The 19941-nt window shown below is 67.4% G+C and carries 19 protein-coding genes; 2 read left to right on the forward strand and 17 right to left on the reverse strand.

All coding sequences use genetic code 11. From position 1 onward, the window contains the following. Positions 1–84: 84 nt before the first annotated feature. A complete protein-coding gene (ppsA, locus tag AC1VNM_RS13645) occupies positions 85–2496 on the reverse strand; it encodes a phosphoenolpyruvate synthase (protein WP_483107278.1) in 2412 nt (803 codons plus the stop codon). 343 nt (positions 2497–2839) lie between these two features. On the opposite strand from ppsA, the gene ppsR reads away from it, so the two are divergent. Continuing rightward, positions 2840–3661: a posphoenolpyruvate synthetase regulatory kinase/phosphorylase PpsR gene (gene ppsR / locus AC1VNM_RS13650; RefSeq protein WP_377152706.1), complete on the forward strand. Its 822-nt coding sequence runs from the start codon at positions 2840–2842 to the stop codon at positions 3659–3661. Between the two features lie 15 nt (positions 3662–3676). Further along, positions 3677–4567: an EamA family transporter gene (locus tag AC1VNM_RS13655; RefSeq protein WP_483107279.1), complete on the forward strand. Its 891-nt coding sequence runs from the start codon at positions 3677–3679 to the stop codon at positions 4565–4567. 34 nt (positions 4568–4601) lie between these two features. On the opposite strand, the gene AC1VNM_RS13660 is transcribed toward AC1VNM_RS13655, so the two are convergent. The 16 genes from AC1VNM_RS13660 to rpsB all read right to left on the reverse strand — a co-directional run bounded on the left by AC1VNM_RS13660 (position 4602) and on the right by rpsB (position 19865). Beyond that, complete coding sequence (locus AC1VNM_RS13660) at positions 4602–5375, reverse strand: TrmH family RNA methyltransferase (RefSeq protein WP_483107280.1); 774 nt, start codon at positions 5373–5375, stop codon at positions 4602–4604. Further along, on the reverse strand, positions 5372–6073 hold the full coding sequence (rnhB, locus tag AC1VNM_RS13665) for a ribonuclease HII (RefSeq protein ID WP_377152700.1): 702 nt from the start codon (positions 6071–6073) through the stop codon (positions 5372–5374). The genes AC1VNM_RS13660 and rnhB overlap by 4 nt, the downstream gene beginning before the upstream one ends. Beyond that, entirely contained in the window at positions 6045–7190 is a 1146-nt protein-coding gene (gene lpxB / locus AC1VNM_RS13670; protein ID WP_483107281.1) for a lipid-A-disaccharide synthase, read from the reverse strand. The genes rnhB and lpxB overlap by 29 nt, the downstream gene beginning before the upstream one ends. Positions 7191–7208: 18 nt before the next feature. Next, positions 7209–8000, reverse strand: a complete 792-nt coding sequence (gene lpxA / locus AC1VNM_RS13675) for an acyl-ACP--UDP-N-acetylglucosamine O-acyltransferase (protein ID WP_377152695.1) — start codon at positions 7998–8000, stop codon at positions 7209–7211. Positions 8001–8057: 57 nt separating this feature from the next. Next, positions 8058–8513, reverse strand: a complete 456-nt coding sequence (gene fabZ / locus AC1VNM_RS13680; RefSeq protein ID WP_377152692.1) for a 3-hydroxyacyl-ACP dehydratase FabZ — start codon at positions 8511–8513, stop codon at positions 8058–8060. Continuing rightward, positions 8510–9610, reverse strand: a complete 1101-nt coding sequence (gene lpxD, locus AC1VNM_RS13685; protein ID WP_483107282.1) for a UDP-3-O-(3-hydroxymyristoyl)glucosamine N-acyltransferase — start codon at positions 9608–9610, stop codon at positions 8510–8512. Before lpxD ends, fabZ begins: the two co-directional genes overlap by 4 nt. Then, positions 9607–10116 (reverse strand): OmpH/Skp family outer membrane protein, encoded by a 510-nt coding sequence (locus tag AC1VNM_RS13690; protein WP_377152688.1) that lies wholly within the window; start codon positions 10114–10116, stop codon positions 9607–9609. The genes lpxD and AC1VNM_RS13690 overlap by 4 nt, the downstream gene beginning before the upstream one ends. Next, positions 10116–12419 carry an outer membrane protein assembly factor BamA gene (bamA, locus tag AC1VNM_RS13695; protein ID WP_483107283.1) on the reverse strand — a complete coding sequence of 768 codons (2304 nt, stop codon included), beginning with the start codon at positions 12417–12419 and terminating at the stop codon, positions 10116–10118. Before bamA ends, AC1VNM_RS13690 begins: the two co-directional genes overlap by 1 nt. A 9-nt stretch (positions 12420–12428) precedes the next feature. Then, positions 12429–13799: an RIP metalloprotease RseP gene (gene rseP / locus AC1VNM_RS13700; RefSeq protein WP_377152686.1), complete on the reverse strand. Its 1371-nt coding sequence runs from the start codon at positions 13797–13799 to the stop codon at positions 12429–12431. Positions 13800–13853: 54 nt separating this feature from the next. Next, on the reverse strand, positions 13854–15062 hold the full coding sequence (gene ispC / locus AC1VNM_RS13705; RefSeq protein WP_483107284.1) for a 1-deoxy-D-xylulose-5-phosphate reductoisomerase: 1209 nt from the start codon (positions 15060–15062) through the stop codon (positions 13854–13856). A 31-nt stretch (positions 15063–15093) separates the two neighbouring features. After that, positions 15094–15927: a phosphatidate cytidylyltransferase gene (locus AC1VNM_RS13710; protein ID WP_483107285.1), complete on the reverse strand. Its 834-nt coding sequence runs from the start codon at positions 15925–15927 to the stop codon at positions 15094–15096. A gap of 1 nt (position 15928) precedes the next feature. Beyond that, positions 15929–16660, reverse strand: coding sequence for a polyprenyl diphosphate synthase (gene uppS, locus AC1VNM_RS13715; protein WP_377152680.1), 732 nt, complete (start codon positions 16658–16660; stop codon positions 15929–15931). Between the two features lie 13 nt (positions 16661–16673). Further along, entirely contained in the window at positions 16674–17234 is a 561-nt protein-coding gene (gene frr / locus AC1VNM_RS13720) for a ribosome recycling factor (RefSeq protein WP_421037958.1), read from the reverse strand. Positions 17235–17285: 51 nt separating this feature from the next. Then, on the reverse strand, positions 17286–17996 hold the full coding sequence (gene pyrH, locus AC1VNM_RS13725) for a UMP kinase (protein WP_377152678.1): 711 nt from the start codon (positions 17994–17996) through the stop codon (positions 17286–17288). 107 nt (positions 17997–18103) lie between these two features. Then, a complete protein-coding gene (gene tsf, locus AC1VNM_RS13730) occupies positions 18104–19000 on the reverse strand; it encodes a translation elongation factor Ts (RefSeq protein ID WP_331614127.1) in 897 nt (298 codons plus the stop codon). A 118-nt stretch (positions 19001–19118) separates the two neighbouring features. Beyond that, entirely contained in the window at positions 19119–19865 is a 747-nt protein-coding gene (gene rpsB / locus AC1VNM_RS13735; protein ID WP_377152676.1) for a 30S ribosomal protein S2, read from the reverse strand. Between the last annotated feature and the right edge of the window lie 76 nt (positions 19866–19941).

A 19941-nucleotide genomic window follows, 5' to 3' on the forward strand; every position in this document is an offset into this window, starting at 1 on the left:
ACTGTCGTCCTTCCTCGGTTTTGCGACCGAGGACTGCAATGGGAAACGGCCCCGAAGGGCCGTTGCGTGGTGCGGTGCGAGGGCTCAGCGCTTCGCGAGGCGCTGCCAGGTCTCGACCACCGTGTCCGGGTTCAGCGACAGCGAGGCAATGCCTTCCGCAGCGAGCCATTCGGCGAAGTCCGCATGGTCGCTGGGGCCCTGGCCGCAGATGCCGATGTACTTGCCCGTGGCGCGGCAGGCAGCGATCGCGCGCGAGATCAGGGCCTTGACCGCCGGATCGCGTTCGTCGAAGTCGCCCGACAGCAGCTCCAGGCCGGAGTCGCGGTCCAGGCCCAGCGTCAGCTGCGTCAGGTCGTTCGAGCCGATCGACATGCCGTCGAAATGCTCCAGGAACTGCTCGGCCAGGATGGCGTTGCTCGGGACCTCGCACATCATGATGACGCGCAGGCCGTCCTGGCCGCCGTTGGCCGCGCGCTTGAGGCCGCGCTCACCCAGCATCTCGACGACCTTCTGCGCCTGCTTCACCGTGCGCACGAAGGGCACCATGATCTCGACGTTGGTCAGGCCCATGTCGTTGCGCACGCGCTTGAGCGCCTCGCATTCCATCGCGAACGCGTCCTGGAACTCGCCCGAGATGTAGCGCGACGCGCCACGGAAGCCCAGCATCGGGTTCTCTTCGTCCGGCTCGTAGCGCGAGCCGCCGATCAGCTTGCGGTACTCGTTGCTCTTGAAGTCGGACAGACGCACGATGACCGGCTGCGGCCAGAAGGCCGCGGCAATCGTGGCGATGCCTTCGGCCAGCTTGTCGACGTAGAACGCGCGCGGCGAGGCATGGCCCCGCGCCACCGACTCGACGGCCTTCTTCAGGTCGTTGTCGATGTTCGGATAGTCCAGGATCGCCTTCGGGTGGACGCCGATGTTGTTGTTGATGATGAACTCGAGCCGCGCCAGACCGACGCCGCTGTTGGGCATCTGCGCGAAGTTGAACGCCAGCTGCGGATTGCCGACGTTCATCATGATCTTCACCGGGCTGTAGGGCATCTCGCCGCGGTGGACTTCGCTGACCTCGGTCTCGAGCAGGCCGTCGTAGATGAAGCCGGTGTCGCCCTCGGAGCAGACCACCGTCACCAGTTGACCGTCCTTGAGCTTGTCCGTCGCGTCGCCGCATCCGACGACCGCCGGGATGCCCAGCTCACGCGCGATGATCGCCGCGTGGCAGGTACGGCCGCCGCGGTTGGTCACGATCGCGCTGGCGCGCTTCATGACCGGCTCCCAGTTCGGATCGGTCATGTCGGTGACCAGCACGTCGCCGGGCTGCACGCGTTCCATCTCGGCCACGCTGTCGACCAGGCGCACCGGGCCCGTGCCGATCTTCTGGCCGATCGCGCGACCTTCGGCGACCACCGTGCCCGAACCCTTGAGCTTGAAGCGCTGCTCGACCTGGCCCTCGGCCTGGCTCTTCACCGTCTCCGGGCGCGCCTGCAGGATGTAGAGCTGGCCGTCGTTGCCGTCCTTGCCCCACTCGATGTCCATCGGGCGGCCGTAATGCTGCTCGATGATCACCGCGTACTTGGCCAGTTGCACGACGTCCTCGTCGGTCAGCGAGTAGCGGTTGCGCTGCTCGACCTCGACGTCGACGGTCTTGACCAGCCTGCCGCTGGCGGCCTTCTCCTCGGGCGTGGAGAAGGTCATCTGGATCAGCTTGGACCCCAGGTTGCGGCGGATCAGCGCGAACTTGCCGCGCTGCAGCGCCGGCTTGTGGACGTAGAACTCGTCGGGGTTGACGGCGCCCTGCACCACCGTCTCGCCCAGGCCGTAGCTGGAGGTGATGAAGACGACATCCTTGAAGCCGGACTCGGTGTCGATGGTGAACATCACGCCGGCGGCGCCCAGGTCGGAGCGCACCATGCGTTGCACGCCCGCCGACAGGGCCACCTCGCTGTGCGCGAAGCCCTTGTGCACGCGGTAGCTGATCGCGCGGTCGTTGTAGAGCGACGCGAAGACTTCCTTCATCTTGTGCAGCACGTCCTCGATGCCGACGACGTTCAGGAAGGTCTCCTGCTGGCCGGCGAAGGAGGCGTCGGGCAGGTCTTCCGCGGTCGCGGACGAACGCACGGCGAAGGAGGCGTCCGGGTTGTCCGCGGTCAGGCCGGCGAAGGAGGCGCGGATCGCCGCTTCGAGGTCGGCCGGGAACGGCTGCGCTTCCAGCCAGCCGCGGATCTCGGCGCCGGCCACGGCCAGCGCGCGGACGTCATCGGTGTTGAGGTCGGCCAGGCGATTCTGGATGCGGACATCCAGGCCTTCATGCTTGAGGAACTGGCGGAAGGCGTGGGCCGTGGTGGCGAAGCCGCCAGGCACGCGCACGCCGGTTTCGGCCAGCTGCGAGATCATTTCGCCGAGCGAGGCGTTCTTGCCGCCCACCGACTCGACGTCGGTCATCCTCAGTTTCTCGAAGGGTACGACCAGGGCGGTCGCCTCGAAGCGTGCATCAGACATGGGAAAACTCCGTGATGTTGAGAAACCGGGGCTCCCCGCGCACTCCCGAGCAGGCCGATCGCATCGGCGGCTTCGAGGGAGACAGGCATGACGCGGCGCACGACAGGTGTTGTCGATTCTTGTGGGCGGCGCGAGGCGGCGTTCATGCGGCGTTCATGCGATGGGCAGGGGCAAGTTGCGGACGATTCTAGTGGGTCGCCGATCTATGATGTAAGCCCCCGTTCGGGGCCGGGCCGAGGCAGGACAACGGCCGTTCTTCCCGCTTCGGCATGCGGCATGCCCGATCCGGCGAAGGCTCCCGGGCCGCTCGCGGTTCGGTCCCGGCATGATTCAAAGGCCCCTCATGACCCAGCACACCGTCTACTTCGTCTCGGATGGCACCGGCATCACCGCCGAAACCTTCGGTAACTCCATCCTGGCGCAGTTCCCGGTGAAGGCCCGTCACGTGCGCCGCCCGTTCATCGACAGCGGCGAGAAGGCCCGCCAGCTGGTCCAGGAGATCAACGAGACCGGCGAGCGCGAAGGCGTGCGACCCATCGTCTTCGCGACGCTGGTCAATCGCGAGGTGCTGAACGTGGTGCGCCAGGAGTGTCAAGGCCTCGTGATGGACATGTTCGGCACCTTCATCGCGCCCTTGGAAGACGAGTTCCGGATCAAGTCCAGCCATCGCGTCGGCCGCTTCTCCGACGTCGCGAAGAGCCAGGAGTACCACGACCGGATCGAGGCGATCAATTTCTCGCTGGCGCACGACGACGGACAGTCGGCGCGCAACCTCGACTCGGCGGACGTGATCCTGGTGGGGGTCAGTCGTTGCGGCAAGACGCCGACCTCGCTGTACCTGGCGATGCAGCACGGCATCAAGGCGGCCAACTACCCGCTGATCCCCGAGGACTTCGATCGCGGCCACCTGCCCTCGCTGCTGATCCCGCACAAGAAGAAGTGCTTCGGCCTGACGATCGACCCGGAGCGGCTGGCGCAGGTCCGCAACGAGCGCCGCCCGGGCAGCAAGTACGCCGACCTCATGAACTGCCACTACGAGGTCCGCGAGGCCGAGACGATGATGAAGAAGGCCGGCATCAACTGGCTGTCGTCGACGCACAAGTCGATCGAGGAAATCGCCACGACGATCCTGCGCGACATCCGTCCCGATCGCCTGATGTATTGAGGGCGCCCGCGACCGATGCCAGCGAGCGCGCTCGCCCTGGTCGTCGCGGCCGCGCTGATCCACGCGCTGTGGAACTTCGCCGCCAAGAAGGCGCAGGGCAACCATCATTTCGCCTGCATGACCGCCGTCGGCGTCACGGTGCTCTGGCTGCCCGTGGTCGTGGTCGTCGGACTCGACGACCTGCCCGCCTGGGGCTGGCAGGCGTGGACGGCCACGCTCGCCAGCGCGGTCGTCCATCTGGCCTACTTCAACGCGCTGCTCGCCGGCTACCGCGCCGCCGACATGACGGTCGTCTACCCCGTCGCGCGCGGCAGCGGGCCGCTGCTGTCGTCGCTGATCGCGGTGGTGCTGCTGGGCGAGCATCTCGGCGTGGGAGGCGGGCTTGGACTTGCGGGTGTCGTCGGCGGCATCCTGCTGATGGCGGCGGGCCCGACGTTCTTCTCGAGAGGCGCGAACCACGATCCGGAACTGCACCGCAAACGCAAGCTCGGCATCGCTTGGGGCGCGCTCACCGGCGCCACGATCGCCGCCTACAGCGTCATCGACGGCTACGCGGTGAAGGTGCTGGCGCTGTCGCCGATCCTCTACGACTACATCTGCAACCTGCTGCGCGTGCCGGTGAGCCTGCCCGCCGTGCTGCGCGACCGTGCCGGCTTCATGCCCGCACTGCGCAAGCAGTGGAAGCATGCGCTGGTCGTGGCCGTCGGCGCGCCATCGGCCTACATCCTGGTGCTCTATGCGATGAAGCTTGCGCCGCTGTCGCGCGTCGCGCCGGCGCGGGAGCTGTCGATGCTGTTCGCCGCGCTGATCGGCGGACAGTTGCTCGGCGAGGGCGAGCGCGGGTGGCGCATCGCGGGCGCGGTGTTCATTGCGTTGGGAGTCGCCGCGCTCGCGATGGCGCGATGAATGGATCGCCGCGCAAAGCGTGTGGGACGGTCGCTCAGATCAGCCTGCGACGAGCCGATTCGTAGAGGCAGATCGACGCGGCGCTCGCCACGTTCAGGGACTCTTCGCCGCCCGGCTGCGGAATGCCGACGCGCAACGCGCAGCGCTGCATCAGCGCCTCGGCGACGCCCTGCCCTTCGTGGCCCATGACCCAGGCGCAAGGGTTGGGGAGATCGGCTTGATGGAGCATGGCATCCGCATGCGAACTGGTCGCCAGCAGCGGGACCTTCAGCGCATCGAGGTCCTCGATGCTCAGACCTTCCACGAGATGCAGGCCGAAGTGCGCGCCCATGCCGGCGCGCAGCACCTTCGGTGACCACAGCGCCGCGGTGCCCTTGAGCGCCAGCACCTGCCGGAAGCCCAGCGCACCCGCGCTGCGCAGGATCGTGCCGACATTGCCCGCATCCTGCAGGCGGTCCAGCACGACGGAATCGGCCTTCGCCTCGATGCGCGGCTGCGTCGGCAGGGCCAGCTCGAAGCCGATCTGCGCCGGCGACTCCAGGCCCGACACCGTCTTGAAGAGCTCCGGCGACACGACCAGCACTTTCGGTGCCACGTCGGCGAGCGCATGCAGCGCCTCGTCCGCCGCGGCCACGTCCGTGATCAGCGCGAGCGACGGTTTGACGCCGCGTTGCACCGCCGCGCGCACGAGGTGGTCGCCTTCCAGCCAGACACCGCCCAGCTTGCGGTAGGCGCCGCCATCCTGCGCCAGCTTGCGCAGTCGCTGCAGGTTCGGGTTGTCGCGCGCGGTGATCGACTGCCAGCTCATCCGGGTCTCATTTCCTCGTTCAGCGCGGGATCGACGTTCCGTGGGGGCGCGATGTTCGCCAGGCCCGGATCACCCAGGTCCAGCGAACGCACCGGCGCGAAGCTCTGCCGATGCCACACGCTCGCGCCGTGCACGCGCAGCGCGTCCAGGTGCTCGCGCGTGCCGTAGCCCTTGTGGTTGTCGAAGCCGTACTCCGGATGCTGCGCGTGCATCTGCAGGCAGAAACGGTCGCGGTGCACCTTGGCCAGGATCGACGCGGCCGAGATCGCCGGCACCAGCGCATCGCCCTTGACGATGGCCTCGGCGGGGATGCGCAGCACCGGCAGCCGGTTGCCGTCGACCTGCACGTGCGCGGGCTTGAGCCGCAGGCCCTCGACCGCGCGGCGCATCGCCAGCATCGTCGCCTGCAGGATGTTGATGCGGTCGATCTCCTCGACCGTCGCCTCCGCGATGCAGAAGCACAGCGCCTTGGCGCGGATCTCGTCGAACAGCTGCTCGCGCTTCTTCTCGCTGAGCACCTTCGAATCGTTCAGCCCCTTGATCGGGTTCTGATCGTCCAGGATCACCGCCGCGGCGACCACCGGGCCCGCCAGCGGCCCGCGGCCCGCTTCGTCCACGCCGCACAGCAGACCCTCGCGGACCCATTCCAGGCCCAGTTGCGTCGGAGGCTCAAGCGCCGAGGATTTTCGCGATCGCATCGCCGGCCTTTTGCGCGGTGTTGCAGCGCAGCTGTTGGTGGATCTCGAGGAAACGCTCGCGCAGCCGCTCCCGACGCGGCGCGTCGTCCAGCCAGGCCAGGCCCTCGCGGGCGATGCGCTCGCCGGTGCATTCGTCCTGCAGGCACTCGGGCACCAGCGTCTCGCGCGCGAGCACGTTCGGCAGCCCCACCCACGGCAGCAGCGCCTTGCCCTTCATCCGCCACGCGTTGAACCAGTGCAGCTTGTAGGCAATCACCATCGGCCGCTTCAGCAGCGCCGCTTCCAGCGTCGCGGTGCCGCTCGCGACCAGCGTCAGGTCGCAGGCGGCCAGCGCCTCCTGGGCGCGACCGTCGACCAGCGTCATCGGCAGGCCCTGGCCGTGCTGCGCCATCAGCGCCTCGACCATCGGACGCAGGCCCGGCGCGATCGGGATGACGAAGCGCAGCGCGGGGCGCGCCTGGTGCATGCGCCGCGCGGCGTCCAGCAGCGGCGGGCCGATGTAGTCCAGTTCGCTGCGACGGCTGCCGGGCAGGATGGCGACGATGGTGTCGCTCTCCGCAAGGCCCAGGTCGCGGCGCGCGTCCTCGCGTGGCGGTTCGAACGGGATCTGGTCGGCCAACGGGTGCCCGACGTAGGTCGACGGGATGCCCGCCTTCTGCAGGATCGCAGGTTCGAACGGGAACAGGCACAGCACGTGATCCGCACTGCGCTTGATCGTCTGCACGCGCTCCGCGCGCCAGGCCCAGATGGACGGGCAGACGAAGTGGACGGTCTTGATGCCGGCCTCGCGCAGGCGCTGCTCCAGGCCGAAGTTGAAGTCGGGCGCGTCGACGCCGACGAAGACCGACGGCCGCTCGGCAATCAGTCGATCGCCGAGCTGGCGGCGGATCGCGAGCAGCTCGCGGATGTTCTTGATCGCGTCCCAGTAGCCGAAGATCGACAGCTTGTGGCTGGGCCACCAGGCGTCGAAGCCTTGTGTCTGCATCCTGGGGCCGCCGATGCCGGCCGAGCTCAAGTCCGGCCAGCGCGCCTTCAGGCCTTGCAGCAGCAGGCTGGCGAGCAAATCGCCGGAGGCCTCGCCGGCCACCAGGCCCAGTCGAGGATCCGTGGCGCTCATGTCAATCGTCCGGGCCGTTCAGCGGACGAGGCCGCGCTTGGCGCCCGCCAGGAAGTCCAGCATCGCCTGGATGTCGCGGATCGACTCGGCGTCCTGGCCCTGCTTGAGCGCCTCGATGTTGGCGACGGATTGCTCCAGCGTCGTACCGTCGCGGAACAGCAGCTTGTGGATCTGGCGGATCACGCCGATGCGGTCGTTGCTGAAGCCGCGGCGGCGCAGGCCGGTCAGGTTGACCGCGCGCACGCCCAGCGGATTGCCGTCGACCGTCATGTACGGGGCGACGTCCTGCGCCACATGGCCCTGGAAACCGATCATCGCGTGCGCGCCGACGTGCACGAACTGGTGGACGCCGGTCAGGCCGCCGATCGTGGCCCAGTCGCCCACATGCACGTGGCCGGCCAGCGTGGCGTTGTTGGCCAGCACGCAGTGGTCGCCGACCACCACGTCATGCGCCAGATGCACGTAGGCCATGATCCAGTTGTCGGAGCCGACGCGCGTGACGCCCTGCTCCTTGAACGTGCCGGTGTTGAAGGTGCAGAACTCGCGGATCGTGTTGCGGTCGCCGATGACGAGCTCGGTCACCTCGCCGCCATGGCTCATGTCCTGCGGCATCGCGCCGATCGACGCGAACTGGTAGATGACGTTGTCGCGACCGATCGTGGTCTTGCCCTCGATCACGGTGTGCGGGCCGACGCGGGTCCCCGCGCCGATGCGCACCTCGGGGCCGATGACCGCGTACGGGCCGACCTGGACGGTCTCGTCGAGCTGCGCCTGCGGGTCGATGATCGCGGTGGGATGGATGCGGGCCATGGGCGTCCGGATTCAGCGGCTGTTCAGCGGGGACTTCTGCGGGTGTTCAACGACGACTCAGCAGTCGAGCTTGCGCATCGTGCACATCAGGCCGGCCTCGGCCACGATGTCGGTGCCGACCAGCGCCTTGGCGCCGAACTTGTAGATGCCGGCCTTCGCGCGGTCCAGCGTGACCTCGAGGATCAGCTGGTCGCCCGGCTCGACGGGCCGCTTGAAGCGGGCGTTGTCGATGCCGGCGAAGTAGACGACGTGGTTCTCGTCCAGCGTGAAGTTGTAGCTCTCGACCGCCAGCAGCGTCGCGGCCTGCGCCAGCGCTTCCAGGATCAGCACGCCCGGCATCACCGGACGGTGCGGGAAGTGGCCGTTGAAGAACGGCTCGTTGATGCTGACGTTCTTGATCGCCCGGATGCGCACGCCCTTCTCCACTTCCAGGACGCGGTCCACGAGCAGGATGGGATAACGGTGCGGCAGCTTCTCGAGGATGCCGTGGATGTCGATGCGGGTCTCAGTCATGTCGTCTTCTTTTCCAGGGCACGCACGCGCTGGCGCAGCTCATAGAGCCCGCGCAGGGCGGCGGCGTTCTTCTGCCACGATGCGGCGTCCTCGAAGGGCCACATGCCGGCGTAGGCGCCGGGCTTGTCGATGCTGTTGCTGATGTTGGCCGTCGGGCCGATCTGCACGCCGTCGGTGATGCGGATGTGGCCGTTGATGCGCGCCGCGCCGGCCACGATGCAGTTGGCGCCGATCTCCGCGCTGCCGGCGATCGCCGTCGCGCCGGCGATCGCCGTGCCCTTGCCGATCTTCACGTTGTGCGCGATCTGGACCAGGTTGTCGATGATGACGCCGTCGGCGATCACCGTGTCACCCAGCGCGCCGCGGTCGACGCAGGTGTTGGCGCCGATCTCGACGCCGTCGCCGATGCGCACCGCGCCGAGCTGTTCGATCTTGACCCACTCGACGCCGGGCTCGCCGTCCGAGCGCTTGGTCGGCGCGAAGCCGAAGCCGTCCGCCCCGATGACCACGCCGCTGTGCAGCATCGAGCGTTCGCCGATCACGCAGTCATGGCCGAACACCACGTGCGGCGCGAACCGCGTGTGCGCGCCGACGCGGGCGTCCTGCTCGACGATCGTATGCGCGCCGATGCGCACGCCGTCGCCCAGCACCGCGCCGGACTCGATCACCGCATGCGGGCCGACTTCCACGTCCTGGCCGATCACCGCGTCCGCCGCGACGGTCGCGGTCGGATGGATGGCCGGCATGGCGCGCGGCTTGCGCATGTTCGCGGCCCACCACTGGGTCAGGCGCGCGAAGTAGAGGTAGGGATCCGGCGCCACGATGCAGCACGCGGTCGTGCCGGCGCCCTGACGGGCTGCGGCGGCTTCCGCCAGCTTCGGCGACACGATCACGCAGGCGGCCTGCGTGGTCGCGAGCTGCGCCTCGTACTTCGGATTCGAGAGGAAGGAGATCGCGTCCGCGCCCGCATCCTCCAGCGGCGCGATCGCGCGGATCGCCGTGGTGGAGGCACCAACAAGATCGCCGCCCAAGGCGGCGATCAGATCGGAGACCAGAACCTGCTTCTTGGTCACTTCCGGCGTCACGGCGGGTGTCATTTCTGACTGTTGAGCGCGTCGATCACCTTCTTCGTGATGTCCACGCGGGGGCTGGCATGAATCGCGTCCTGAACGATCAGATCGTACTTTTCCTGCTCGAAGATCTGCTTGATGACCTTGTTGGCCTTCTCGACCACGGCGGAGAGTTCTTCGTTCTTGCGCTGGGAGACGTCCTCGTTGAACTCCCGGCGCTTGCGCTGCAGGTCGCGGTCCTGTTCGATCAGCTCGCGCTGGCGGCGGCCGCGCTCGGCCTCGCCCAGCGCGGGGCTGTCCTTGTCGAGCTTCTCGGCCGCGGCGCGCAACTTGGTCTCCAGGTCGACCAGCGCCTTTTCGCGACGGCTGAACTCGGCTTGCAGCTTCGTTTCCGCCGCCTTGGCCAAATTGGTTTCGCGCAGGATCCGCTCGCTGTTGACGTAGCCGATCTTGACTTCCTGGGCTTGCGCGCCCAGGGTCGCCGCGCCCGTCAGGAGGACGGTGGCGACGATCTGCGACAGCTTGCTCTTCATCAGAATGCAGTCCCGATCTGGAATTGGAATCGCTCGATTCTATCCGTGGGCTTCTTGCGGATCGGCGAGCCGTAGCTGAGCCGCAGCGGGCCCATCGGCGACAGCCAGCTGATCCCCGCGCCAGCCGAGGCACGCACATCACCGAACTTGAGCTTCTCGTCCTGGCCCCACACGTTGCCCGCGTCCAGGAACGCGAACAGACGGAAGCTCTTGTCGTTGCCCGAACCCGGCACCGGCACGTAGAACTCGGTGTTCAGGTTGAACTTGCGGTTACCGCCGGTGTAGGAGCCGGTCACGTCGACCGGGCCCAGCGTGCCGGGCTCGAACACCCGCACCGAACCCAGGCCACCGCCGTAGAAGTTCTTGAAGATCGGATACGGCCGGCCGCTCAGGCCCTTGCCGTAGGCGAATTCGCCGTTGACCATCAGCGAGAACTTGCGTCCCAGCGGGAAGAACTCCTGGTACTGCAGGTTGGCGATCGTGTAGCGCGAATCGCCGACCGGGCTCAGCTCCAGGTTCACCCGCTTCATCGCGCCGGCGGTCGGCGTGATCACGGAGTCGCGGTTGTCCTTCTTCCAGCCGATCGTCAGCGGGATCGACATCGCCGACGAACCGAACTGCTCGCGGAACAGCCAGTAGCTGTTGGGCAGGCCGGTGCGGGTCGTGATGCGCGTCGTTTCGTAGCCGATGCCGAAGAACACGGTGTCGTCCTCGGAGAACGGCACGCCGAACTTGACCGAGCCGCCGTACGAGGCGAACTCGTATTCCTCGCCGAGGTTGTTGATCGGCTTGACGGTCCGGTAGAACACGTCGATCGCGCGGGACACGCCGTCGACGGTGAAGTACGGGTCCACCGTCGTCACGCCCAGCGAGCGGCCGGTGCTGGCGGTGTTCACCTGGATGCCCAGGTAGTTGCCGGAGCCGAACACGTTCTCCTGCGAGATCGAGCCCGACAGCGACAGCTTGCTCGCGCTGGAGTAGCCGGCGCCGATCTGGATGTTGCCGGTCGGGCGCTCGGTCACGGTCAGCGTGACGTCGACCTGGTCGGGCGAACCCGGGACCTCGGTCGTGTCGATCGTGACGTCCTTGAAGTAGCCCAGGCGTTCGACGCGGTCGCGCGAGGCCTTGATGCGGGCGCCGTCGTACCAGGACGATTCGAACTGGCGGAACTCGCGGCGGATCACTTCGTCCCGCGTGCGGGTGTTGCCCGAGATCAGCACGCGACGCACGTAGACGCGGCGCTGCGGCTCGCCGACCAGCGTCACCGTCACCTGGCCGGTCGCGCGGTCGATCTCCGGGCGGCTCTCGACGCGCGCGAAGGCGTAGCCGAAAGTGCCGTAGAGGTCCTGGAAGTTGCGCGTCGTCTGCGCCACCGCCTCGCCGTTGTAAGGCTGGCCGGGCTTGAGCGCGATCAGGCGCTTGAACTCCTCGTCGCGACCCATGAAGTCGCCTTCGAGCTTGATCCCGTTGACCGTGTACGGCTGACCTTCGTTGATCGTGATCGCGATGCTGATGCTCTGCTTGTCGGGCGAGATCGTGACCTGCGTCGACTCGACGTTGAACTCGAGGTAGCCGCGGTTCAGGTAGTACGAGCGGATCGTTTCCAGGTCCGCGTTCAGCTTCGCGCGCGAGTAGCGGTCGGTCTTCGTGTACCAGGTCAGCCAACCCGACGTGGTCTGCTCGAGCAGCCCCGTCAGCGTGCCTTCGCTGAAGACCTTGTTGCCCAGGATGCGGATCTCGGCGATCTTGGCCGGCTCGCCTTCCGTCACCGAGAAGCTGACGTTGACGCGGTTGCGCTCGATCGGGGTGATCGTCGTCGTGACCTCGGCGCCGTACAGCGAGCGGGTCAGGTATTGACGCTTCAGTTCCTGCTCGGCGCGGTCGGCCAGCGCCTTGTCGAAAGGCTTGCCTTCGCCGATGCCGACGTCCTTCAGCGACTTGGTCAGCGCCTCGGTGTCGAACTCCTTGAGGCCGACGAAACCGACGTTGGCGATGATCGGACGTTCCTCGATCACGATGACGACGGCATCGGTGTCGAGGTTGATGCGGACGTCCTTGAACAGACCGGTCGCGAACAGCGCGCGCAGCGCGGCGGCGCCCTTCTCGTCGTTGTAGGTGTCACCGATGCGGAACGGCAGCGCCGCGAACACCGTGCCCGGGTCAGTCCGCTGCAGACCTTCGACACGGATGTCCTTGAGGACGAACGGTTCGGCGGCCCAGGCGGAACCGGCTTGCAGCGCGGTGGCCAGCACCGCCAGTTGGATCACGTGGGGGCGCAAGGCGTCGGGCAGGAATCGGGGCATGCGGAAGCTTCAGTGCAGACCCAGCGTGCGGGTCAGATCGTTGAAAAGGGCCAGGCTCATCATCAGCAGCACGACGGCAATGCCTGCGCGTTGCAGCTGCTTGTGCCACCACTCAGAGACAGGGCGGCCGCTCAAACCCTCGAAAAGATAATACATCAGGTGTCCGCCATCGAGCATCGGCAGCGGCAGCAGGTTCAGCACGCCGAGGCTCACGCTGACGGCGGCAAGGAAGCTCAGGAAAGCAGTCAATCCGAGGCTCGCCGACTGGTCCGCCGCCTTGGCGATCGTGATGGGTCCGCTGAGGTTCTTTACCGAAGCTTCACCGACCAACATCCGACCCAAGGTCTTCACCGTCAGCGCGCTGAGCTCCCAGGTGCGGGTCAGGCCTTGCCGTACCGATTCGATGGGACCGTAGTGCACCTTGACGCTCGCCGGCCGGGCGTCGAAGCCCGCGCCGATGCGGGCCACGCGCTGGTCGCCGACGATCTCGACGCGCGGCGTGACCACGCGTTCCAGCTGCTGGCCGTCACGGCGCACGAGCACGCGCAGCGGCTCTGGCTGGCCATCGACGATGGCGCGGCGCACGCGCTGGATGAACCAGGCGACGTCGGGCACGACCTCGTCGTTGACGCGCAGCACGCGATCGCCGGACAGCAGGCCCGCGGCCTGCGCGGGTTCGCCGTCGACCATGCGACCCAGTACCGGTTCGATGAACACGCCACCCAAGCCGATGCGGCCGATCGTCTTCTCGTCGAAGTCGCGGCTCTCCAGGGTGTCGGTCTCGAGGCGCACGGTGCGGCGACCGTGGCCCGCCGCATCGCTGACGCTGAGCAGCAGCGGCTGCCGGTCCGCGACGGACTGCGCCAGTTGCCAGCCGAAGTCCGGCATCGATCGGACGTCTTCCCAATCCTGCCCGTCGTTGGACCAGGCCTGCACCCAGTCACCGGCACGCAGGCCGGCGCGTTCGGCCAGTCCGCCCGCCGTCGGGGACCCGAGCAGCGCCTTCGGCTCTTCCCGTCCGATCCAGCCGACGACCGCGAACAGCAGCACCGCCAGGATCAGGTTGGCCGCCGGGCCCGCCGCGACGATCGCCGCGCGCTGCCACAGCGTCTTGCGGTTGAAGGCCTGCGATTGCTGGTCGGGCGCCACCGGGCCGTCGCTCTCGTCGAGCATGCGGACGTAGCCGCCGAGCGGGATCGCGCTCAGCGTGAACTCGGTGCTGTCCGGCGACTTGCGCCGACGCAGCAGCACGCGGCCGAAGCCCACCGAGAAACGCAGCACCTTGACGCCGCAGGCACGCGCCACGCGGTAGTGGCCCCACTCGTGGATCACGATGAGGATGCCCAGCGTGACGAGGAAATAGAGGACTTGGGAAAGCATCGCGGGCGTCCTGGATCGAGGTCTGGGGCTGGGCGGCGGTCGTCGACCGGAGGATCAGACCGCTGCGGCGAGCGCCGCGATCTGCTGTCTCGCCTGTCGGCGGGCGCGTCCGTCGAGGGCCAGCAGCCCCTCGACGCTGTCGACCTCGCCCGCCTGGGGATTCACGGTTTCAAGCACCTCGCGGTTGACGCGGCAGATGTGATCGAAGCGAAGCTGGTGATCGAGGAAGGCGGCGACCGCCTCCTCGTTCGCGGCGTTGAGCACCGCGGTGCTGCCTTCGGCCGCGCGCAGTGCCTGCCAGGACAGGTGCAGGCCGGGGAAGCGGCGCTCGTCAGCCTCTTCGAAGGCGAGGCTCGGTGTCTTGAGCAGGTCCAGCACACCCGCGCCGGAAACGATGCGTTCGGGGAAGGCCAGCGCGTAGGCGATGGGCACGCGCATGTCGGGCGTGCCCAGCTGGGCCAGCACCGAGTGGTCACGGCAGACCACCATCGAATGCACGATGCTCTGCGGGTGGATCAGCACCTTGATCTGCTCGGGCTTCAGGTCGAAGAGCCAGCGCGCCTCGATGACCTCGAGCGCCTTGTTCATCATCGTCGCCGAGTCGACCGAGATCTTGCGGCCCATCACCCAGTTCGGGTGGGCGCAGGCCTGCTCGGGCGTGACATCGGCCAGCGAGGCCGGATCGCGCTGGCGGAACGGCCCGCCGGACGCGGTCAGCACGATGTGGTCGATGCGCTGCGGCCAGGTCGAGCGGTCCTCGGGCAGGCACTGGAAGATCGCAGAATGCTCCGAATCCACCGGCAGCAGCGTCGCGCCGCCCTCGGCGACCGCACGCATGAACAGCGCACCGCCGAGCACGATCGCTTCCTTGTTGGCGAGCAGCAGGCGCTTGCCCGCACGCGCCGCGGCCATCGCCGGCGGCAGGCCGGCGGCGCCTACGATCGCGGCCATCACCGCGTCGACGTCGGGATGCGCGGCGACCTCGCTCAACGCGGCCATGCTGTCGAGCACTTCGGTGCGGGCGCCGGATTCGCGCAGCATCGTGCGCAGTCGCGCGGCGAGCGCCGCATCGGGCAGGACGGCGAAGCGCGGCTGGAATTGCACGCACTGCGCGGCGAGCTCGTCGACGCGGCTCATCGCCGACAGGGCGAAGACGCGATAACGGTCCGGATGACGCGCGATCACGTCCAGCGTGCTGGTGCCGATGGATCCGGTGGAACCCAGCACGCAGACCTGCTGCGGGCGGTGGAAGTGGTCGGTCATCGCAGAAGGTCTCGCGGAGGGATCCGGAGGATCAGAGGGAGGTCAGCGCCAACGCCAGGGGCAGCACCGGCAGCAGCGCGTCGACACGGTCCAGGACACCGCCGTGGCCGGGCAGCAGCTGGCTGCTGTCCTTGGCGCCGGCGGCCCGCTTGACCAGGGATTCGAACAGATCGCCGACGACGCTCATCGCCGACAGGAAGACCAGCGCCAGCAGCGACACGATGCCGATGCGCTTGACCAGCACCGTGTACAGCGAGGCCGAATCCACCGGGACGCGCACGTCGATCACATGGACCCAGACGAAGCCCAGCACGATCACGCCGACGAGGCCGCCGATCGCGCCTTCCCAGCTCTTGCCCGGGCTGATCGCCGGCGCGAGCTTGCGCTTGCCGAAGGCCTTGCCGGCGAAGTACGCGGCGATGTCGGCCATCCAGACCAGGCACATCGCCGACAGCAGGAAGTTGATGCCGCGCTGCCGCGCGACGATCAGCGCCAGCCAGGCGGCCCACAGCAGCACCGCGCCGAGCACGAGTCTGAGCACGGGCGACAGCTTCGGCCATCCGGCGACGCCGGCCGCCAGCGCGCGCACGCCGCCGAGTACCCATATCCCGCCGGCCAGCCACCAGCACCAGGCCGGCACGTTGAAGCCGACGGCGTAGAAGGTCGCCGCACAGGCCGCCGCGAGCACGGCGCCGAATGCGAGCGCCGTCGCGCCGGGCTTGCCGTTCAGCCGCGACCACTCCCACCCCGCCGCCGCGATCATCACCAGCGTCAGCAGCGCGAACCACATCGGATTCGACGCGAACAGCGCCGGCAGCAGGATCGCCAACAGCACCAGGGCCGTGATCACGCGCTGAAGCAGCATCTCAAGCCTCCTGGGCGACGCCCGGAACGTTCACCCCGCCGAAGCGGCGGTCGCGCGCCCGGAACGCGGCGATCGCCTCGTCCAGCTGCGCCTCGCCGAACTCGGGCCACAGGCAGTCGGAGAACACGAACTCGGTGTACGCGGTCTGCCACAGCATGAAGTTGCTGATGCGCAGTTCGCCGCCGGTACGGATGAAGAGGTCCGGGTCCGGCGCATAGCTCATCGCCATGAACTCGGACAGGCGGGCTTCGGTCAGCTCGTGCGCCGGGATGCCCGCCGCGATCGCCTTGCGACAGGCCTGGACGATGTCCCAGCGACCGCCGTAGTTGAACGCGACGTTCAGCGTCAGCTTGGAATTGTGGGCGGTGGAGCCCTCGGCCTCGGCCCAGGCGGCACGCAGCTTGTCGGACACCGCCTCGCGGTCGCCGACGATGCGGATGCGCACGCCCATCGCGCCCATGCGGGCCAGGTAGCGCGACACCGCCGCCAGCACCAGGCCCATCAGGCCGGACACCTCGTCGCTGGGACGCTTCCAGTTCTCGCTGGAGAAGGCGAAGACGGTGAGGTACTCGATCTCTCGATCGATGCAGGCCTGGACCACCCGCACCAGGGCGTCCACGCCCTGCTTGTGGCCGAAGAAACGCGGGAGGAAGCGCTTCTTCGCCCAACGACCGTTGCCATCCATGACGATGGCCACATGGCGGGGCACTCCCGCCTTGCTGTCGGCGCTCACGAGGATGCGACGATCAGACGGCCATGATCTCGGCTTCCTTGGCCGAGAGCAGCTTGTCGATGTCCGAGACGACGCGGTCCGTCAGCTTCTGGACTTCGTCCTGGCTGCGGCGCTCGTCGTCCTCGGTGATGACCTTGTCCTTGGCCATCTTCTTCGCCTGCTCGTTGGCGTCGCGACGCAGGTTGCGCACGGCCACCTTCGCATCCTCGGCGGCGCCCTTGGAAACCTTCACCAGGTCGCGGCGGCGTTCTTCCGACAGCGGCGGCATCGGCACGCGGATCAGGTCGCCCATCGACGACGGGTTCAGGCCCAGGTCCGATTCGCGGATGGCCTTCTCGATCTTCTGGCTCATGCCCTTTTCCCAGGGCTGCACGCTGACCGTGCGGGCGTCCAGCAGCGTGACGTTGGCCACCTGCGAGATGGGGACCATCGAGCCGTAGTAGTCCACATGCACCTGGTCCAGCAGGCCCGGGTGGGCGCGGCCGGTGCGGATCTTCTGCAGTTCGTTCTTGAACGCCTCGACGGACTTGGCCATCTTGGCTTCGACGTTCTTCTTGATGTCGGCGATGCTCATGTTCTTTTCCTCGATCAGGGGGGCGGCGTGGTCTCTAACGCGCCAGCCCGGTCAGACGTGCACCAGCGTGCCCTCGTCCTCACCCATCACGACGCGCTTCAGCGCGCCCGGCTTGAAGATCGAGAACACCCGGATGGGCAGCTTCTGGTCGCGGCACAGCGCGAAGGCGGTCGCGTCCAGCACTTGCAGGTTCTTGCCGATGGCCTCGTCGAAGCTGATGCGCGAGTAGCGCGTGGCCGTCGGGTCCTTCTTCGGGTCGGCGGTGTAGACGCCGTCGACCTTGGTCGCCTTCAGCACGATCTCGGCGCCGATCTCGGCGCCGCGCAGCGCGGCGGCCGTGTCGGTCGTGAAGAAGGGGTTGCCGGTGCCGGCCGCGAAGACGACGACCTTGCCTTCTTCCAGGTACTGCAGCGCCTTGGGACGCACATAGGGTTCGACGACCTGCTCGATCGCGATCGCCGACATGACGCGCGCGGTCATGCCTTCCTGGCGCATCGTGTCGGCCAGGGCCAGCGAGTTCATCACCGTCGCCAGCATGCCCATGTAGTCGGCCGTCGCGCGGTCCATGCCGACCGCGCCGCCCGCCACGCCGCGGAAGATGTTCCCGCCGCCGATGACGACCGCCACCTCGACGCCGAGCTTCGTCACTTCCTGGATTTCCTGGACCATGCGCACGATGGTCGCGCGGTTGATGCCGTAGGCGTCGTCGCCCATCAGGGCTTCTCCGGAAAGCTTGAGCAGGATGCGTTTGTGGGCGGGCATTGTTACCTCGTCAGTACGGCCGATGGAGGGAGTGTCGTGCGTAGGCCTGCTGGCGCAAGCGCACAAGTGTAAAGGGCGCCAGAGGCGCCCTTTTTGAGTCGCGACGCTTATTGCTGCTTGCTTGCAGCCGCCACCTGGGCAGCCACTTCGGCAGCGAAGTCGTCGACCTTCTTCTCGATGCCTTCGCCCACGACGTACAGGGTGAACGACTTCACCGTCGTGGCCTTGTCCTTGAGCATCTGCGCGACGGTCTGCTTGCCGTCGGCGGCCTTCACGAAGACCTGGTCCTGCAGCGAGACTTCCTTCAGGAACTTCTGCACCGAGCCTTCGACCATCTTGGCGACGATCTCGGCCGGCTTGCCGGACTCGGCGGCCTTCTCGGCGGCGATCTTGCGTTCCTTCTCGACCAGCTCGGCCGGGACTTCGGCGGACGACAGCGCGGCCGGCTTCATCGCGGCGACGTGCATCGCGACGTCCTTGGCGGCGACTTCGTCACCGTCGAACTCGACCATCACGCCGATGCGGGTGCCGTGCAGGTAGGAGGCCAGCTTGGCGCCTTCGTAGCGCTTGAAGCGGCGGATCGTCATGTTCTCGCCGATCTTGCCGATCAGGCCGGCGCGCACATCCTCGACCGTCGGGCCGAAGCCTTCCTGCGACAGCGGCAGGGCGGACAGGGCGGCGATGTCGGCGGGGTTGCTGTCGACGATCAGACCGGCCAGCGCGTTCACGAACGCCAGGAAGGCGTCGTTCTTCGACACGAAGTCGGTTTCGCAGTTGACTTCGATCAGCGCGCCGGCGTTGCCCTTCACGGCCGCGGCGACGACGCCTTCGGCGGTCACGCGCGAGGCGGCCTTGCCGGCCTTGCTGCCCAGCTTGACGCGCAGGATCTCTTCAGCGCGGGTCATGTCGCCGTCGGCTTCGGTCAGCGCCTTCTTGCACTCCATCATCGGGGAGTCGGTGCGGGCGCGCAGCTCGGCGACCATGCTTGCGGTAATTGCTGCCATTTCAATCTCCGTATGTCGCGGCCCGGAACGACCCGGCACCGCTGAAATCTGAATCTGCTTGGACGAAGGGGGCTGAATCAGCCCCCTTGTCAGAACCCGTCGAGGGTCAGGGCCTGGATCAGGCGCCTTCGTTCACTTCGACGAACTCGTCGCCTTCAGCGGCGACGGCCGTGACGACTTCGTTCGACGAGTTGGCGCGGCCTTCCAGCACGGCGTCGGCAACAGCCTTGGCGTACAGGGCGACAGCCTTGGCCGAGTCGTCGTTGCCCGGGATGACGTAGTCGATGCCTTCGGGCGAGTGGTTGGTGTCCACGACGCCGATGACCGGGATGCCCAGCTTCTTGGCTTCCAGGACGGCGATCTTGTGATAGCCGACGTCGATGACGAACAGGGCGTCCGGCAGCGCGACCATGTCCTGGATGCCGCCGATGTTCTTCTCGAGCTTGTTGATGTCGCGCGTGAACATCAGGGCTTCCTTCTTGATCGCGGGCTGGGTGCCGGCGTCGATCTGGGCCTGCATGTCCTTGAGGCGCTTCAGCGAGGTCTTGACCGTCTTGAAGTTGGTCAGCGTGCCGCCCAGCCAACGCTGGTTGACGCTCGGGACGCCGGCGCGCTCAGCTTCGGCGGCGACGATGTCGCGGGCCTGGCGCTTGGTGCCGACCATCAGGATCGTGCCGCGCTTGGAGGCCAGCTGGCGCACGAACTTCAGGGCTTCCTCGAACGCGGGCAGCGTCTTCTCGAGGTTGATGATGTGGATCTTGTTGCGATGGCCGTAGATATACGGGGCCATCTTGGGATTCCAGAAGCGGGTCTGGTGGCCGAAATGGACGCCGGCTTCCAGCATCTCACGCATCGTGACGGACATAAGTAACTCCGAAGGTTGGTTCTAGAATCCGGCACGAATTGCGACGTCTGCTTGTACGTTGCAACACCTTGATTCG

This window comes from Mitsuaria sp. MSU3D (assembly GCF_056867975.1).

Excerpts from the sequence above, each read along its gene's own strand:
- rnhB (WP_377152700.1), bottom strand. The coding sequence starts at position 6,073 with ATGCGATCGCGAAAATCCTCGGCGCTTGAGCCTCCGACGCAACTGGGC.
- rpsB (WP_377152676.1), bottom strand. The coding sequence starts at position 19,865 with ATGTCCGTCACGATGCGTGAGATGCTGGAAGCCGGCGTCCATTTCGGC.
- ppsR (WP_377152706.1), top strand. The coding sequence starts at position 2,840 with ATGACCCAGCACACCGTCTACTTCGTCTCGGATGGCACCGGCATCACC.
- rseP (WP_377152686.1), bottom strand. The coding sequence starts at position 13,799 with ATGCTTTCCCAAGTCCTCTATTTCCTCGTCACGCTGGGCATCCTCATC.
- lpxB (WP_483107281.1), bottom strand. The coding sequence starts at position 7,190 with ATGAGCGCCACGGATCCTCGACTGGGCCTGGTGGCCGGCGAGGCCTCC.
- AC1VNM_RS13655 (WP_483107279.1), top strand. The coding sequence starts at position 3,677 with ATGCCAGCGAGCGCGCTCGCCCTGGTCGTCGCGGCCGCGCTGATCCAC.
- frr (WP_421037958.1), bottom strand. The coding sequence starts at position 17,234 with ATGAGCATCGCCGACATCAAGAAGAACGTCGAAGCCAAGATGGCCAAG.
- lpxD (WP_483107282.1), bottom strand. The coding sequence starts at position 9,610 with ATGACACCCGCCGTGACGCCGGAAGTGACCAAGAAGCAGGTTCTGGTC.
- fabZ (WP_377152692.1), bottom strand. The coding sequence starts at position 8,513 with ATGACTGAGACCCGCATCGACATCCACGGCATCCTCGAGAAGCTGCCG.
- tsf (WP_331614127.1), bottom strand. The coding sequence starts at position 19,000 with ATGGCAGCAATTACCGCAAGCATGGTCGCCGAGCTGCGCGCCCGCACC.
- pyrH (WP_377152678.1), bottom strand. The coding sequence starts at position 17,996 with ATGCCCGCCCACAAACGCATCCTGCTCAAGCTTTCCGGAGAAGCCCTG.
- ppsA (WP_483107278.1), bottom strand. The coding sequence starts at position 2,496 with ATGTCTGATGCACGCTTCGAGGCGACCGCCCTGGTCGTACCCTTCGAG.
- bamA (WP_483107283.1), bottom strand. The coding sequence starts at position 12,419 with ATGCCCCGATTCCTGCCCGACGCCTTGCGCCCCCACGTGATCCAACTG.
- AC1VNM_RS13660 (WP_483107280.1), bottom strand. The coding sequence starts at position 5,375 with ATGAGCTGGCAGTCGATCACCGCGCGCGACAACCCGAACCTGCAGCGA.
- ispC (WP_483107284.1), bottom strand. The coding sequence starts at position 15,062 with ATGACCGACCACTTCCACCGCCCGCAGCAGGTCTGCGTGCTGGGTTCC.
- lpxA (WP_377152695.1), bottom strand. The coding sequence starts at position 8,000 with ATGGCCCGCATCCATCCCACCGCGATCATCGACCCGCAGGCGCAGCTC.
- AC1VNM_RS13690 (WP_377152688.1), bottom strand. The coding sequence starts at position 10,116 with ATGAAGAGCAAGCTGTCGCAGATCGTCGCCACCGTCCTCCTGACGGGC.
- AC1VNM_RS13710 (WP_483107285.1), bottom strand. The coding sequence starts at position 15,927 with ATGCTGCTTCAGCGCGTGATCACGGCCCTGGTGCTGTTGGCGATCCTG.